General features: G+C 42.8%; 15 protein-coding genes and 5 pseudogenes. 16 read left to right on the forward strand and 4 right to left on the reverse strand.

Annotation, left to right across the window (positions count from 1 at the left end; translation table 11 throughout):
- Nucleotides 1–39 precede the first annotated feature (39 nt).
- The 10 genes and pseudogenes from pgk (at nucleotide 40) to JCM19055_RS02155 (ending at nucleotide 9722) form a co-directional block, all read left to right on the forward strand.
- Nucleotides 40–1221 (forward strand): phosphoglycerate kinase, encoded by a 1182-nt coding sequence (gene pgk / locus JCM19055_RS02115; protein WP_042358294.1) that lies wholly within the window; start codon nucleotides 40–42, stop codon nucleotides 1219–1221.
- Nucleotides 1222–1234: 13 nt separating this feature from the next.
- Nucleotides 1235–1992, forward strand: a pseudogene (gene tpiA, locus JCM19055_RS02120) (triose-phosphate isomerase).
- Nucleotides 1989–3512: pseudogene (gpmI, locus tag JCM19055_RS02125) on the forward strand (2,3-bisphosphoglycerate-independent phosphoglycerate mutase). The pseudogenes tpiA and gpmI overlap by 4 nt, the downstream one beginning before the upstream one ends.
- Before the next feature lie 17 nt (nucleotides 3513–3529).
- Nucleotides 3530–4810: a phosphopyruvate hydratase gene (gene eno / locus JCM19055_RS02130; protein ID WP_042358295.1), complete on the forward strand. Its 1281-nt coding sequence runs from the start codon at nucleotides 3530–3532 to the stop codon at nucleotides 4808–4810.
- Nucleotides 4811–4968: 158 nt separating this feature from the next.
- A complete protein-coding gene (secG, locus tag JCM19055_RS02135; RefSeq protein ID WP_042358296.1) occupies nucleotides 4969–5199 on the forward strand; it encodes a preprotein translocase subunit SecG in 231 nt (76 codons plus the stop codon).
- 97 nt (nucleotides 5200–5296) lie between these two features.
- Nucleotides 5297–5686 carry a carboxylesterase gene (locus JCM19055_RS25045; RefSeq protein WP_081833375.1) on the forward strand — a complete coding sequence of 130 codons (390 nt, stop codon included), beginning with the start codon at nucleotides 5297–5299 and terminating at the stop codon, nucleotides 5684–5686.
- A 23-nt stretch (nucleotides 5687–5709) separates the two neighbouring features.
- Nucleotides 5710–5958: a carboxylesterase gene (locus JCM19055_RS25050; protein WP_081833376.1), complete on the forward strand. Its 249-nt coding sequence runs from the start codon at nucleotides 5710–5712 to the stop codon at nucleotides 5956–5958.
- A gap of 15 nt (nucleotides 5959–5973) precedes the next feature.
- Entirely contained in the window at nucleotides 5974–6723 is a 750-nt protein-coding gene (locus JCM19055_RS02145) for a carboxylesterase (protein ID WP_042358297.1), read from the forward strand.
- 2 nt (nucleotides 6724–6725) lie between these two features.
- Nucleotides 6726–9063: pseudogene (rnr, locus tag JCM19055_RS02150) on the forward strand (ribonuclease R).
- Between the two features lie 106 nt (nucleotides 9064–9169).
- Nucleotides 9170–9722 (forward strand): annotated as a pseudogene (locus tag JCM19055_RS02155) (GNAT family N-acetyltransferase).
- A gap of 60 nt (nucleotides 9723–9782) precedes the next feature.
- On the opposite strand, the gene JCM19055_RS02160 reads toward JCM19055_RS02155, so the two are convergent.
- Entirely contained in the window at nucleotides 9783–11237 is a 1455-nt protein-coding gene (locus tag JCM19055_RS02160) for a 4-hydroxyphenylacetate 3-hydroxylase family protein (protein WP_042358298.1), read from the reverse strand.
- A gap of 172 nt (nucleotides 11238–11409) precedes the next feature.
- Between JCM19055_RS02160 and glpX the strand changes: the two are divergent.
- From glpX to JCM19055_RS02170, 3 genes and pseudogenes are all read left to right on the forward strand, one after another.
- Nucleotides 11410–12386, forward strand: a pseudogene (gene glpX, locus JCM19055_RS02165) (class II fructose-bisphosphatase).
- A gap of 113 nt (nucleotides 12387–12499) precedes the next feature.
- The gene (locus JCM19055_RS26910) at nucleotides 12500–12655 is read left to right on the forward strand and encodes a hypothetical protein (RefSeq protein ID WP_193745263.1); all 156 of its coding nucleotides are present in this window, start codon (nucleotides 12500–12502) and stop codon (nucleotides 12653–12655) included.
- Nucleotides 12656–13081: 426 nt separating this feature from the next.
- Complete coding sequence (locus tag JCM19055_RS02170) at nucleotides 13082–13276, forward strand: hypothetical protein (RefSeq protein ID WP_042358299.1); 195 nt, start codon at nucleotides 13082–13084, stop codon at nucleotides 13274–13276.
- A 42-nt stretch (nucleotides 13277–13318) separates the two neighbouring features.
- Here the strand turns inward: JCM19055_RS02170 and JCM19055_RS25055 are convergent, their stop codons facing one another.
- Both JCM19055_RS25055 and JCM19055_RS02175 read right to left on the reverse strand, forming a co-directional pair.
- Nucleotides 13319–13567: an RsiV family protein gene (locus tag JCM19055_RS25055; RefSeq protein ID WP_081833378.1), complete on the reverse strand. Its 249-nt coding sequence runs from the start codon at nucleotides 13565–13567 to the stop codon at nucleotides 13319–13321.
- Between the two features lie 105 nt (nucleotides 13568–13672).
- Nucleotides 13673–13906: a hypothetical protein gene (locus JCM19055_RS02175; protein ID WP_042358300.1), complete on the reverse strand. Its 234-nt coding sequence runs from the start codon at nucleotides 13904–13906 to the stop codon at nucleotides 13673–13675.
- Between the two features lie 55 nt (nucleotides 13907–13961).
- Here JCM19055_RS02175 and JCM19055_RS02180 point away from each other — a divergent pair, with 55 nt between their 5' ends.
- From JCM19055_RS02180 to JCM19055_RS02190, 3 genes are all read left to right on the forward strand, one after another.
- Nucleotides 13962–14957 carry a P1 family peptidase gene (locus tag JCM19055_RS02180; RefSeq protein WP_042358301.1) on the forward strand — a complete coding sequence of 332 codons (996 nt, stop codon included), beginning with the start codon at nucleotides 13962–13964 and terminating at the stop codon, nucleotides 14955–14957.
- A 127-nt stretch (nucleotides 14958–15084) separates the two neighbouring features.
- Nucleotides 15085–15345 carry a hypothetical protein gene (locus tag JCM19055_RS02185; protein WP_042358302.1) on the forward strand — a complete coding sequence of 87 codons (261 nt, stop codon included), beginning with the start codon at nucleotides 15085–15087 and terminating at the stop codon, nucleotides 15343–15345.
- On the forward strand, nucleotides 15308–16165 hold the full coding sequence (locus JCM19055_RS02190) for an alpha/beta fold hydrolase (RefSeq protein WP_152549698.1): 858 nt from the start codon (nucleotides 15308–15310) through the stop codon (nucleotides 16163–16165). The genes JCM19055_RS02185 and JCM19055_RS02190 overlap by 38 nt, the downstream gene beginning before the upstream one ends.
- A gap of 186 nt (nucleotides 16166–16351) precedes the next feature.
- On the opposite strand, the gene JCM19055_RS28025 is transcribed toward JCM19055_RS02190, so the two are convergent.
- Nucleotides 16352–16519, reverse strand: a complete 168-nt coding sequence (locus JCM19055_RS28025) for a hypothetical protein (protein WP_265181654.1) — start codon at nucleotides 16517–16519, stop codon at nucleotides 16352–16354.
- Between the last annotated feature and the right edge of the window lie 4 nt (nucleotides 16520–16523).

The following is a 16523-nucleotide window of genomic DNA, read 5'->3' on the forward strand; positions in this document are numbered from 1 at the left end:
GAAAATTAACGTATAAATGCGTTAAGGAGGACCTTTTCCATGAATAAACGAACAATCCACGATGTAGATCTAGCAGGTCAAACGGTATTCTGCCGTGTTGATTTTAACGTACCCCTCGACGGTGAAACCGTCACTGATGATACGCGCATTCGCGCAGCAATCCCTACAATTCAACTTTTACAACAAAAAGGTGCGAAAGTGATCTTGGCAAGTCATCTCGGACGTCCAAAAGGCGAAGTCGTTGAGAAATTGCGATTAGACCCGGTCGCTAAGCGTTTAGAACAACTGCTTGGTACAACGGTACATAAAGCAGACAATGTCGTTGGCGATGATGTAACAAAAGCTGTTGATCAGTTGCAAGAACAAGGAATTTTATTACTTGAGAATTTGCGATTTGAAGCAGGCGAAGAGAAAAACGACGCTGCACTTGCTGAGCAACTGGCTAAGCTTGCGGACGTCTATGTTAATGACGCGTTTGGTGCTGCTCACCGTGCTCACGCTTCTACAGAAGGCATTGCACATCATTTACCGTCAGCTGCAGGACTTCTCCTTGAAAAGGAACTGGATGTACTCGGAAAAGCACTAGAAAATCCGAACCGCCCGTTTGTTGCAATCATCGGTGGTGCGAAAGTGAAAGATAAAATCGGTGTTATTGATCACTTATTAGATAAAGTTGATACGTTGATTTTAGGTGGAGGTTTAGCTTATACGTTTATTCGTGCACAAGGATATAGCGTCGGCAAGTCACTTCTTGAACACGACAAAATTGACATGGCAAAAACGTTCATGCAAAAGGTAAAGGATAACGGCGTTCAATTGTTACTTCCTGTTGATGTGAAAGTAGCAGACGCATTCAGTGATGATGCAAATACTGAAATTGTAACGGTCGATGCGATTCCAGATGATTGGCAAGCGCTTGATATTGGACCGAAAACGATTGAACAGTTCAAGGCAGCTGTAAAAGATGCAAAACTTACCGTTTGGAACGGTCCGATGGGTGTATTTGAAATGGACCCGTTTGCTGATGGAACAAAAGGTGTTGCAGAAGCGATGGCAGAGAGCGATACGTATTCTGTAATTGGCGGTGGCGACTCAGCTGCAGCAGTTGAGAAGTTTAACTACGCGGATCAAATGAGCCATATTTCTACGGGTGGAGGAGCTTCCCTTGAGTTTATGGAAGGAAAAGACCTCCCCGGTGTGACAGCACTTCAAGATAAATAAAGGGTGATAATCAATGAGAAAACCATTTATTGCAGGAAATTGGAAAATGAACGTAACGGATGAAGATGCTCTTCATTTCGTGACACAAGTGACAGAGAAATTGCCTTCATCTGACAAAGTTGAGTATGCACTTTGTGCTCAAGCGATTTCCTTAAAAGGAATGAAGGAAAAAGCGGTCGGCACAGATTTACAAATCGGTGCTCAAAATCTTCATGAGGAAGAAAAGGGTGCGTTTACTGGTGAGATTAGTGCCGCGGCACTCACTTCCATTGGTGTGAAGCTTGCGATTATTGGTCATTCTGAACGTAGAGAAATGTTCAACGATACAGATGAGCGTGTGAATGCCAAAGTCAAAACAGCCCTCAATCACGGAATTACACCGATTCTTTGTGTTGGAGAATTGCTTGAAGACCGAGAATCAGGAAGCGCTGATACTGTTGTAAAGGCGCAATTAGAACAAGCATTAGCGGGGATTGAATCTGCACGAGCTGCTGAGGTTGTTGTTGCGTATGAACCGGTATGGGCAATCGGAACTGGAAAATCTTCAACGCCAGAAGATGCAGAAGCGATGTGCAAAACGATTCGCGAGTTTCTTTTTGACACGTACGGACCGGAGACGGCAAATGCAATTCGAATTCAATACGGAGCAGTGTGAAGCCAGAGAATATCGCGAGCTACATGGCTCAAGACAACATCGACGGTGCCCTCGTTGGTGGTGCGAGCGTAGATGTTGATTCGTACCTTGCATTGATTGAGGAGACAGTACGATGAGAAAGCAACCGCCAGTTGCTCTTATCATTTTAGACGGGTTTGCTCTTCGAGATGAAGTTGAAGGCAATGCAGTTGCGAAGGCAAATACCCCTAATTTTGATCGATTGTGGAAGGAGTACCCTCATGCGACGTTAATAGCTGCAGGTGAGGATGTTGGTCTTCCAGCTGGTCAGATGGGAAATTCTGAAGTTGGTCACATGAACATCGGTGCTGGACGAGTGATTCATCAAAACTTATCGCTCATTAATAAAGGTATTGCAGCGGGAACATTTTTTTTGAGAACGCGGTTTTCCAAGAGGCAATTGATCACGTCAAAGCGAAAAAATCTAATTTGCACATTTATGGGCTTCTCTCTGATGGCGGTGTTCATAGTCATATTGAACACCTATTTGCACTACTCGAGATGGCTAAGGAGAATGACGTAAAAAAACGTCTTCATTCACGGTTTTCTCGATGGGCGTGACGTAGGTCAGAAAAGTGCTAAAATCTACCTTAAAGCGTTACAAGAGAAGCTTGAGGAATTAGGTATAGGGATACTAAGTACGCTTCATGGTCGGTATTATGCAATGGATCGGGATAACCGTTGGGAACGAATTGAGAAGTCTTACCGTGTGCTCGTTCATAATGAAGGAAATGTCGCAGAAGACCCACTTGCCTTGATTGATCAGTCATATGAAGCAGGGACGTTCGATGAATTCGTTGAACCTACGGTATTGCCAGGTGCGAAGCCGATTCAATCGGGAGATGCGATCATTAGTTACAACTTTAGACCTGACCGTGCGATTCAGATTTCTAAAGTAATGACTGATCCGAGCTTTAAAGAATTCGAACGTGGGGGCAAACACCCAGAAATCTTCTACGCGACGATGACGAAGTATCATGACGATGTTGTAGGAGAGATTGCTTTTCCGCCAACGAGGCCAGTGAATACACTGGGTGAGACGATTAGTGAAGCAGGGTTCTCGCAACTTCGTATTGCAGAAACGGAGAAATACCCTCACGTCACGTTCTTCTTAAACGGTGGTCAAAATAATGTCTTTCCTTTAGAAGAGCGGATTTTAATTGACTCTCCAAAAGTTGCGACGTATGACTTAAAGCCAGAGATGAGCGCTCCTGAAGTGACAGATGCTCTCCTTAAAACAATCGAAAACGACCAACACGATGCCATTGTGTTGAACTACGCCAACCCTGACATGGTTGGACATTCAGGACTACTAGAACCAACAATTAAGGCAATTGAAACGGTAGATGAAGGATTAGGGAAAATCGCTGACGCCATTCACGCAAAAGGTGGTACACTAATTGTGACGGCTGACCATGGGAATGCAGATGAAGTAGTGACAACTTCTGGAGAAGCGATGACAGCGCATACGACAAATCCAGTTCCGGTCATTGTTACGAATGATTCGTACACCCTTCGTGAAGACGGTATTCTTGCAGATTTAGCACCTACGATGTTAGAACTGATGGACATTAAGCAACCGAAAGAAATGACAGGCAAGAGCCTATTAAAGCGATAAAGGAGATTGGTTAAGCCATGACAATGATTGCAGATGTATTGGCACGTGAAGTATTGGATTCAAGAGGGAACCCTACAGTTGAGGTTGAAGTCGTAACAGAAGATGGTATTTTAGGACGTGCCCTCGTACCAAGTGGAGCTTCCACAGGAGAGCATGAGGCTGTTGAGCTTCGTGACGGTGGTACTCGTTACATGGGTAAAGGTGTTCTTAAAGCCGTTGAAAATGTGAATGAAACGATTGCACCACAACTTGTTGGCGTCGATGTAAGTGATCAAATTGGCATTGACCAGCTAATGATTGAACTAGATGGAACGACGAACAAAGGCAATTTGGGAGCCAATGCTATTCTTGGTGTTTCAATCGCTTGTGCTTATGCTGCAGCGCAAGAGCAAGGTGTTGAGCTTTACGAATACCTTGGCGGGATCAACGCAAAAACGTTACCAGTTCCAATGATGAACATCTTAAACGGTGGCGAGCATGCGGACAACTCTGTTGATTTGCAAGAATTTATGGTTATGCCGGTTGGTGCAGACGATTTCCGTTCTGCGATGATGATCGGAACAGAAATCTTCCATACATTGAAGAAAGTACTTCAAGAAAAAGGCTTGAATACAGCCGTCGGTGATGAAGGTGGTTTCGCACCGGATCTTGATTCAAACGAAGAAGCGCTAAGTACAATTATGGAAGCTATTGAGCGCGCTGGATACAAGCCAGGAGAAGATGTTGTCCTTGCGATGGATGCTGCAGCTTCAGAAATGTATGAAGACGGTAAGTACAACTTAAAAGGCGAAGGGGTCGTTAAGACTGTTGATGAAATGATCGACTTCTACGAGAACCTCGTTAACAAATACCCGATTGTTTCTATTGAAGATGGACTTGATGAAAACGATTGGGACGGATGGAAGAAGCTTACTGAGCGCATCGGTGACCGCGTGCAACTCGTCGGTGATGATTTGTTTGTCACAAACACAGTAAAGCTTGCTGAAGGCATTGAGAAAGGTGTCGGCAACTCGATCTTAATTAAAGTGAACCAAATCGGTACACTGACTGAGACGTTCGATGCAATTGAAATGGCGAAGCGTGCAGGCTATACAGCTGTCATCTCTCACCGTTCAGGTGAAACAGAAGATGCTACAATTGCGGATATCGCTGTAGCCGTAAATGCTGGCCAAATTAAAACAGGTGCACCGTCACGTACAGACCGTGTTGCGAAGTACAATCAGTTGCTTCGTATTCACGACCAACTCGGTGGACGTGGCGTTTACCCAGGCAAAGAAACATTCTATAACTTAGACTAATTATAAAGGGGCTGTCCAATCGGTTCAGCCCCTTTTCTATGCCTAGAAGGTCAGTTTGCCTAATGTTGTCCTTTTGTGCTAAGATAAAGTAAGGATAATTACGTGAAACAGGGGCAGTCCGACGGCTTCCTTTGTCGTACTTGGGAGGTGCGCACACGATGACTACCATTTTAATCGTATTATTGATTTTAACTGCGATCGCTTTAATCACAGTTGTTTTATTACAATCAGGGCGTAGTGCTGGATTATCCGGAGCGATTTCCGGTGGTGCAGAACAATTGATGGGTAAGCAAAAAGCACGGGGTATCGAGGCTTTTCTCTCAAAAGCGACAGTTATACTGGCTGTACTTTTCTTCGTGCTAACGATATTATTAGCGTACTTCATTTAAGCAGCTAGGGAGCGTATTCTCCCAGCTGTTTTTTTGTTTGAATTACATTAAATTAGGGAATTCTACGAGCGTTAGCATTGAACGGAGGGGTTACAGTATGATCGGATGTTTATGTTTGCACGGGTTTACTGGTTCCCCAGAAGAGTTGCAGCCCCTTACAGAGCGCCTGCAAAGAAAGAAAGGGTGGCTCGTTTACACACCAATACTCCCAGGTCACGGTGTAGGGGAAGATATAGGCGAAGCAGAAGGGGCAAAATGGATTTATACGGCTGACCGTGCCGCAAAAGAAATGCTAAAACACGTGGATGAATTGTATGTGATCGGCTTTTCAATGGGAGGGATGCTCGCTTGTTACTTAGCAGCAAAGTACCCAGTGAAGAAGCTCGTTCTCTTAAATGCTGCGGCTTATTATGTGAATAGACCACAGATGGTTCAAGATTTAGTAGCGAGTTATCGAGGATCTGAGAACCTTGGCTTGATCTTGTAAATGATAAGCGTAGGGAAACACCAATGACGGCTTTTTATCAATTTATTAAGACGATCCGACTCATGCGGCCGTTCGTTGAAGGTGTTACATCACCTGTGATGATTGGGCAAGGGATGAAGGATATTCTCGTTCCTGAAAAGAGTGCCACTTATTTGTTTGAACAAATAGGTTCTAAGAATAAAACGTTAAGGATGTATGAACACTCGAATCATTTTCTATGTCATGATGTTGAACAAGAACTAGTCATTCGAGATGTTGAGCATTTTTTTTGAAAGGGTAGTTTCACCATGAAAATTAAACCAGCGCAACCGTTTACCTTTGAGGGAGAGAACGATCACGCGGTTCTCTTATTACACGGATTTACCGGCTCATCAAGTGATGTAAGAATGCTCGGTCGATTTTTACAAAAGCATGGTTATACATCACATGCGCCAATGTTTCCTGGTCACGGTGTTCCACCAGAACAACTAATGGAAACGTCTTGGCAGGATTGGTGGGGAGCGGTCGAGGAAGGCTACCAACACCTTGTGGACCTTGGTTACGAGAAGATTATCGTTTGTGGGCTTTCCCTCGGCGGTTTGCTCAGTTTAAAAGTCGGTTATACTTTTGATGTAAGAGGGGTTATTCCGATGTGTGCTCCAATTATGCAACAAGGGATGAATGACCGCTTATATGATGGTGTACGTCAGTATGCAAGACAATATAAACAATTTGAAAAAAAGGACGAAGAAACGATTGAAGACGAAATGGATGAGTTTGAAACACTTCCGATTTCTACACTTCATTCAATTGATGAATTGATCTTTACTGTAAGAGACCATTTGCATGAAATTAAACAACCAACCCTCGTTATTCAAGCAGGAAAAGACGAACTTGTTCCACCTGAGAATGCAGATGTTATTTATGATGAAGTACAAGCCGAACTTAAAACCAAAGAGCTCTATGAGGATGCTCCGCATATTATTACGCTTTGGAAAGATAAAGAGCGTGTTCACGAAAGAATCCTATCATTTATAAAAGAAATTGAAGCTAGATAGCAATAAGAAAGGAGATTAGTATGAGAGACGAAATACTAACTTATATAAGAGAAGAAGCAACGAAGCCACTAAGTGTAAGTGAGCTTCAAGAAGCATTACAATTAGAAGATAACGCAGAAAACCATAAAGAATTAATGAAGACGTTAAATACGCTTGAAGAGGCTGGAGAATTAATTCGTACACGGAATAATCGTTACGGACTTCCAGACAAAATGAATTTAATTAAAGGGAGAGTACAAGCTCATCAAAAGGGCTTTGCGTTTATTATTCCTGAAGATGAAGGTCTAGAAGATGTGTATGTAGCGCCTGGTGATTTAGCAGGGGCCATGCACAAGGACATCGTATTTGTTCGAGTATCGTCACGTAAAGGCGGGAATCAAGGAGATCGCGCCGAAGGAACGGTCGTGAGAATTCTAGAGCGCGGAATGACGAGAGTTGTGGGTACGTATGAAGACTACGAGCGATACGGATTTGTGATTCCGGATGATAAACATTTGTCGAGTGACGTTTTTATTCCAGAAGGGCGTAATCACGGCGCTGCTGAAGGCCATAAAGTCGTCATTGAAATTACGAAGTATCCAGAAGGTCGTCAAGGTGCTGAAGGAGAAGTCGTTCACATTCTAGGGCACAAAAACGATCCTGGAACAGATATCTTGGCGATTATTCACAAGCACGGACTGCCAGGTGAATTCTCTGATGAAGTGCAACAACAAGCTGCAGATACTGCAGATCACATTAAACCAGAAGAAATTGAACGTAGACGAGATCTTCGTGACGAAACGATCGTAACAATTGATGGCGCAGACGCGAAAGATTTGGATGATGCAGTGAATGTTGAAGAACTTGAAAACGGCAATTACAAATTAGGCGTTCACATTGCGGATGTAAGCCATTACGTAACGGAAGGTTCACCAATCGATGTGGAAGCGGCAGAGCGTGGGACGAGCTCATACCTCGTTGACCGTGTAATTCCGATGATCCCACACCGATTATCAAACGGTATTTGCTCATTGAATCCGAAAGTTGATCGGTTAACACTTTCTTGTGAAATGGAAATTAGCCCTTCAGGTGACATGGTAAATCACGAGATTTTCGAGAGTGTGATTCGAACGACCGAAAGAATGACGTATCAAGCTGTAAATGAAATCCTTGCGGATCGCAATGAAGAAACGAGAGCGCAATATGAAAAGCTCGTGCCATTTTTTTGAGCGAATGGAAAAATTAGCAGCGATCCTACGTAAGAAGCGTTTTGATCGTGGCGCGATCGACTTTGACTTTAAAGAAGCCCAAGTCGTCATGGATGAACAAGGAAAACCTACGGATGTGAAAATTCGAGAACGTTCTGTTGGTGAGAAACTCATTGAAGAATTCATGCTTTGTGCAAATGAAACAGTTGCAGAGCATTTTCACTGGTTGAAATTACCTTTCGTCTACAGAATTCACGAAGACCCTGATGACGATAAGTTGCAAAAGTTTCTTGAGTTCATTACGAGCTTCGGTTATGTCGTAAAAGGACGTGGTGACGCCATTCACCCACGTGCATTGCAAGAGATCTTAGCTTCTGTAAAAGGTGAAGCTGAAGAAACGGTTATTTCAACGGTTCTCTTGCGATCGATGCAACAAGCGAAATACGACCCATCGAATGTTGGCCACTTCGGACTGGCGGCTGACTTCTATACTCATTTCACCTCTCCAATTCGCCGTTATCCCGACTTGATCGTTCATCGTTTGATTCGAACGTATTTAGTGAATGGGCAAACTGGTAAGAAAACGACTGATTACTGGCAAGGGAAGCTTCCTGAGATCACATCCCATTCTTCTGAAATGGAGAGGCGTGCGGTCGACGCAGAGCGTGATGTGGATGACCTCAAGAAAGCAGAGTATATGAAAGATAAGATAGGTGAAGAGTTCACTGGTTTTGTTAGCGGCGCTGCCAACTTCGGCCTGTTTATTCGCTTAGAGAATACGATTGAAGGAATGGTTCACGTTAGTCACCTTACCGATGACTATTACCATTATGACGATCGTCAGTACGCACTCATTGGTGAACGCAGCGGGAACATGTTCCGCATTGGAGACCAAGTAGAAGTGAAAGTTCTCGAAGTAAACTTGGATGAAACGACCATTGATTTTGAAGTTGTTGGCATGCCAAAGCGTAAGCGACGTGACACGCAAAAGCAAAAGGTTATTCAAGGTGAACGAGGTAAGAAACCTGGCGACAAACGCGAAAACCGTGGAAAGAACCGTCAAAGCGGAGGAACCAAAGGCAAGGGTGGTAAAGGTCAAAAGAACCCACGCAATAAAGGTTTCCGCTCAAACAACAAGAAGAAAAAGAAATAGATTGAAGGCCATTTGAACAGTTTATGTTCAAATGGCTTTTCTCTGGTGAAACGTTTAATCGAACGGATTCGTAAATCATTTGATTGATTAGGAGAGGAGCTTATACATGTTATATTCAGAACGTTTGCACTTAAGGAAGTTTACAGTCCACGATGCAGAAATTTATCATGCATGGCGGACAGATGAACAAGTGATGAAAACGACGAGCTTGTCCTTAGACGATTTTACATTTGAAGAGACGAAGCAGTTTGTCCAACAAGTGCTAGTCGGTCATCCCCAGTCGAAAACGTATATGATCGTCAACACGGAATCCAACACACCAATTGGTGTCATATCACTTATTCATATGGATACAAAAAAATCGCAATGCAGAAATGATTATTGACATCGGTGAAAAAGAGTATTGGGGAAGTGGTTATGGGTTTGAAGCGGTGAATGTGCTGCTTACATACGCGTTTTTAGAACAGAATATTCATCGCATTTCACTTAACGTTTTTGCTTTCAATGAACGCGCGATCCGCCTTTATGAACGCATTGGCTTCCAACAAGAAGGAAGAAGCCGAGAAGCTATTTTCCGAGATGGGCGTTACCACGACATCATACAGATGGGGTTATTACAAACAGAGTTTATCGGTAAGCGCGCCATTCTGACTCAGTAAAAAGTTCAGAATCAGAATCGGCTGTTCAGTAACAAATTCAGCGTAGTGAGTAATACGATGTTAGTTAATTGGAGCTTGACTATTGTCATTCTTTCTAAGTGTTTCTAAAAATGTTTTTACACGGTCTCGGTACGGCCGAGTGTCGTAATGATTGTATAAGTTTGTTGATAATCGAACAGGATCTCCATAGAAATAGCGTTCGAATTGCGTTTGCCTTGAACCAAAATCACCCATCGTCAAATCTTTGGCAAGTCGTAACAATTGGACTTTTTCTTTTGCTGAGGTGTCATAACCACCGATAAAGCGTTCGAGCAACGGAGCAATTGGAGATTGAAAGTCTTTTTCGTTCGGTGCGGCAATGAAATTACTCGCTCCGATTAATTGAATGATCTCGACAAGTCGTGGGTACGTCGTTTGGTAATAAGACACGGCCGCTTTAAGTGGTGGTGCAAATGGTACCATCATGCCGTACTCATTGACCCCTGCTTGCGCTTCAGAAGAATACACAAACGCGCGCATCGCTTCTAGTGCTGTAATCATTTCCGCAAGCTTTTGTTGAATGTGTTGAAACTGGCTGATCTTAAGCGTTTCAACCATCTCCTCAGCGATACCGATGAGCCATTCCGTTTTAACAATTTGCCTGTTTGATGCGTGGAACAACAGTGCAGGTTCTAGACCTGTTTCAAAGAACAAGCCTTGTGATAAACGCTCACTTTTGTAAAGAAACACCCGATCCCATGGCACAAGGACGTTATCGAAAACGACAATTGCATCGCCTTCTTCAAATTGAGAAGAATACGGTTCGTCGTAAAGGGAATCATTTGCGTAGGAAGGTCTGGCGAGAAACTTTAGACCTGGTGTGGCTGATGGAATGGAGAAAGCAAATAATGAGTCTTTCTCAAAACCTGCGGGCAAGACGATAACCTCATCGGTAATTCCTCCTTGAGTGGCGAGAAGTCGTGCACCATCGATCACGATTCCTTCGTCAGTTTCGTCTACAATTTTAGCAGCGATGGGCAGTTCTTCTTCTTCAGAAAAGAACGACGATCGTTTTCTTGCTTTTGGATTCACAAACGTATGCGTAAATGTAAGATCATGTTCGAGTGCTTCTTTATGAATCCGTTCAATCCGCTCACCATACTCACTTCCCGCCATTGCAAAATAATCTTTTGCGTTCGCCAACGTTGTAATGATTGTGTTGCCGTATTCCGGGGATCTGCCGAGTAACCCCGCATTCTGGTTTGCCCATACTTGTGTCGCGAGTCGGTGTTTCTCTAAGTCTTCTTTTGTTTTCATCGGTTCATATGAGAAATTGCTTTGATGATCTTTGGCACTCAAGATGTCTTCGTATTGCTTCTCATGCACAAGATCATAAAGTTTCGCTTTGCTTTGAAGTACCGCTTTGAATGCGGGATGCTCTGTTACAGGGCCTTGTAACAGTGACCCCTCAAGCCATATTTCAGTTTTTAGCTTTGATATTCGATGTAAATACTCTTTACCCGTTACCGTTACCATGACATTCGCCCTCCTTACAGTTACCTTATGCAATGTCATAAAAACGGTAACGACAATCACAAGATAAAACGAAAAAGGGCCTATGTGGTATTCGTAAAAATATTATTAGGCTATACAAATATAAAATGTGATATACTTATTCTATCGATTGAAGAAAATGCGGAGGTATGAAATGGATAGAGAACTTGCATTAGAAGTAACGAGAGTAACCGAAGGTGCCGCACTTGCAGCCGCAAAGTGGTTAGGTAGAGGCGATAAGAATCAAGCTGATGGAGCTGCAACTAATGCGATGAGAGAGATTTTTGACTCCGTGAACATGAAAGGTCGCGTCGTCATCGGTGAAGGGGAAATGATGAAGCACCGATGCTTTATATCGGTGAAGAGCTAGGAACAGGTAATGGCCCTGAGGTTGATATCGCGGTCGATCCAATAGAAGGTACAACAATTGTTGCTAAAGGATATACGAACGCAATTACAGTTCTTGCAATTGCTGATCGTGGCAACTTACTTCACGCTCCAGATATGTATATGGAGAAATTAGCAGTAGGTCCAAACGCAGCGGGTAAGGTAAGCATTGATGACCCTGTTGAAAAGACAATTGAAATTGTAGCAAAAGCGAATAATAAAGCGATTGAAGACGTTACAGTTATGGTTCTAGAACGTGAACGTCATCAAGATACGATTGACCGAATTCGTGAGAAAGGTGCACGAGTAAAGCTTTTCTCAGATAATGATATTAGTGCGGCAATCGCAACGTCCCTTCCTGGAACAGGTGTTGACTTATTCTTAGGAACTGGGGGAGCTCCAGAAGGAGTTGTTGCTGCTGCAGGACTGAAGTGCCTCGGTGGAGATATGCAAGGTCGCCTTGTCCCACAAAACGATGGAGAAATAGCTCGTTGTAAAGAGATGGGGATTGAAGATCCACACCGTATTCTGATGTTGAATGATCTTGTTGCGGGGGACGATGCAATTTTCTCAGCAACAGGTGTAACTTCTGGAACGTTTCTTAATGAAGCGAAGTTTCTCGGAGGCGGTCTTGTAGAAACGGATTCAATCGTTATGCGTGCGAAAACGAAAACCGTTCGTTACATCAAGACGGTTCACAATTTAGAGCATAAACCGAATTACTACTTGAAAAGTAACGACTAAATGATACACTGAAGTTAATCAAATACGGAGATTTTTTAGGAGGAGCCTGCCACCAAGGACAATTATGTCCCAGTGGCGGGCTCCTTTTTTTATTGGATAAGGAGTGGATGTAGATGGCAAAAGTACAGTTGTCGTATTTCAGAAATGGGCTCACACCACCAATAACCGCAATCGCCAATCATTTGAATTATATCGAGCAAAAAGAGCCGCATCAGCGCTTTTTTGGGAAGTCGTTAACAGATCGACGCGCTTTCGTTCAAAAAAATTGATAGACAAACTTCGGCAATTGAACCAGCGTTTCGGTTACATATTTCTTTTAGTTTCCGTGAACTCGATTTTAAACAAGTCATTCAAGCAGCGATGTGGAGGTTGGAACGTCAATTGAGGATAGATTTCGACTGGATTGCAATGGTTCATTGTGAATCTAATGATTCACACGTTCATGTGATCATACGAGGGTGTGATTTACACGGAGAGCCTTTAATTTTCTATCCGTCACACGTGCTTCAACTAAAAAAAACAGATTGAAGCAATTGAGAATGAACAGCTGCGAAATGAAGAGAAAGAGAGGGAAATTGCCTCCTACCTTATTAACATTTCCCGAAACTAACGATGTACCAGTCGTTTACAAATGAAAGAGGACACAACTATGTTAAACTTACATGGAATGACCTTTAATGACTCAGGAGGATTATATGAACTTAGGTTTGTTCTTGTTGCTCTTAATCGGGACAACGATTGGAATTGTTTGGACGTTAGCGATCGCTAAGAATCCTGGTTCGGAGAAGTATAGCAGTGAAAGTAGCTTTAATCTGTTATCGCTCCACTATTTAATTATTGTTCCAATCATACTCGTCATTTTAACGATTATATTATTCTTTCTAATGTAAAGTGAGTCAGCAATTGTTCATTGCGACTCACTTTTTTTCAATTTAAGGCAATGAAACGTCAGGGAACAAGTACAGTGGAATCGGGAAGTAGGTAATCCCGTACACGTACGGTAATAATTCATACTGATTAAAGAAGACGACAAGTGTTTGATCAGCGATGTAGAAATTTGTGTCGTCATTCACTCCTGAAAAGGGGACGAGTAAATCACTCGTTAAATGGCGCTCGTCGAGTTGACTTTTGATCTGTTCATTTATGATCGTTCGGTGATCATTGGTTGTTAAAAAAAAGATCTTTAAATGAAAGAAGTTGCCCGGTTTCTGTGTTAAACGTTAAGCCCTTCTCAAGCGTTGTTCCGTGTGCGCCACCAGAAAATTGATAAATCGAAAGAGTTAAGCTTAAGATGTGTGTTGATTCGTTTTAATGTCATACGTTCCTGTTAGCTCGGTTTCTTTTTGGCCGTACCCTTGATCTTTCATCATACGCCACACCGTTTGTTTGATCGTTTGATTAATTCTCGTTTCAGCTTTTTTGTTTTTATGTTCCCGAATTGTTGGGTAGTAGACATCCACTCGAGGCTGTACAATATGATGTGACGAGACACTGAGTGGTAACTGTTCAATTAATGACATCGTATCCCTCCTAAGATAACGTATGTCGATGATGTAGAAATGGAGATGAAAAATCATGCAAAAACGTGCAAGTCATTATTTGCAGTTTGGTTCAATGCCAAAGGGTTCGAAAAACTCTATTACAGACGTGCCAGGTGTAACTGTTGGTCATGTAACCTTAGTAGAAGGAACGGCAATCCGAACAGGGGTAACAGCGGTTTTGCCTCATCAAGATAATCTTTTTAAACATAAAGTTCTAGCGAGCTCTGCGGTCATCAATGGCTTCGGAAAAACGACGGGACTCGTCCAATTACAAGAACTTGGTACGTTAGAAAGTCCAATTATGCTAACGAATACATTTAGTGTGCCAGCCGTAACCGAAGGGACGATTCAATGGTTATTAGAACGTAACGAAGAGATTGGAACGTCAACAGGAACCGTAAATGTCGTGGTTGGAGAATGTAATGACGGCTATTTAAATGATATAAGAGGAATGCACATACGCTCTCATCATGCGAAAGAAGCGATTTATAACGCAAGTGCTGAAGTAGCTGAAGGGTGTGTCGGAGCAGGAACGGGCATGAGTTGTATGGGTTACAAAGGTGGGGTTGGAACAAGTTCTAGAAAGGTTGGGGATGGTACGTTAGGTGTGCTTGTTGTCTCAAACTTTTCGCAATCTTTAGATCAACAAGAGCCTCCGGGTTCAATCATGATGATCGTTGCAACGGATTTACGAGTAAATGAAAGGCAGTTACATCGAATTGCGAAGCGAACCGCATTTGGACTTGCACGAACTGGATCGACGGCACATCACGGCAGCGGTGACATTGCAATTGCTTTTTCGACAGCTCACCGAACGGCACACGATCAATCCGAACAAGTGGATAACTATTCTTTTCTTCGAGACAACGATGCAATCATGAATGGAATTTTTGATGCGACCGCGAGCGCTACAGAAGAAGCGATCTGGAACTCGTTGTTTGCTGCGGATTCAATGACCGGCAGAATGGGTAATAAACGTTTAGCAATTACAGCAGAAGAAGCGCAAAAGATTCGAGCGAGATTTTCTTGATTGACTCGAAAAACAACTCCTTATATTTGGAATTTGTGTAATAATATAGACAAAAGGCGTTTCAAATGGAGAGGGTGAGTGCCTTATCGTTCTAATCGTACAAGTTTTAAGTATACTGCCTTATCTCATGTTCGTTACCGTGTGGCTTTATAACGCAATGAATCAGTATGAATCATTGCGAACGCTGGTTTCTGGAATTGCGCTAACGTTGTTTTCGGCAATGTCTTTTTGGGTCGTTTCATCGTCAGGTGTAAATTGGTTACCGAATTGGCAATTACTCATTGTTTGTGGGGGAGCCGGTGTCATCTTTAGTTTCATTGGTGTGTACCAAATGAACCGAAAGGGGAATCATAATGAACATTCAGTTTCAGTCAATCACAGTAAATGAGATTACATTGAATGTGGCAAGTGCTGGAGACCTAGAAGGTGAACCGATTATTTTATTGCATGGGTTTCCTGAATTTTGGTATGGCTGGAGAAAGCAGATTGAACCGTTAGCGAAAGCGGGGTATCACGTCATTATCCCAGACCAAAGAGGGTATAACCAAAGTGATAAACCGATTGGACGCAGAGCCTATCAACTCGATGAACTACGAGACGATCTTGTTGGTTTAATTGAGAGCATAGGGAAAGGCAAGGTAACCGTAATGGGTCATGACTGGGGAGGTGCTGTTGCTTGGCACCTTGCAACGACTCATCCGGAGTTAATCAAACGTTTAATTACCATCAATATTCCTCATCCGGCGGTCTTCCCGAAAGTGCTACTCACCTCACCGATGCAATGGATACGTAGCTCCTATATGGCTTTCTTTCAATTGCCTGAAATTCCAGAACGGTTTCTAGAAGCCGGTGATTTTTCGTATATGAGTGAGGCCCTTAAAATGTCGAGTAATCCGGGTACGTTTACAGAGGCGGACCTTGAATTGTATGAAGCAAGTTGGCGTCAACCAGGTGCAATGACAGCCATGTTGAACTGGTATCGTGGAATGCCACAAAGCATTAAATCGATGGACCTTGATGTAGAGGTGACCGTACCGACGAAAATGATCTGGGGAGTCGGCGACCATTTTCTATCAACGAAACTTGCAAAGGAAAGTCAAACACTTCTAAGAAATGGAGAAGGAGTGTTTATCGGTGGGGCAACGCATTGGGTACATCTAGAACAACCAGAACTTGTAAATCAACACATCTTATCATTCATTAAGTAGACAAGTTACGAGGTCGCGATGAAAAGAAGAAACGGTGATACTTAAAATGATATTAAGCGGGTTCTATGGCTTCACTTGCTAAGCAATCCATGTTGAGGAAGGGTGACAACGTCTAACATCATCACAAAGTCACTTTGCTTGTTCGTGGAAACGAACAAGTAGATCACTTTTCTTGTTTGTTCGTATTTATCGATACTCAAAATGATATTCGACTTTCTTCGTTTCTGTTTTATTAAGAACGGTGTGTATTTCCTTTTCTTGTGTTACGATGGACGCATCTAGGTCTAGTCCATTAGGATGAATTGATAACTGATGATTTTGCTGTTTTTGATTATTTTGTAAATCGATTTTCACAAGA

Source organism: Geomicrobium sp. JCM 19055 (assembly GCF_000698185.1).
Taxonomy (GTDB): domain Bacteria; phylum Bacillota; class Bacilli; order Bacillales; family Marinococcaceae; genus Geomicrobium_A; species Geomicrobium_A sediminis.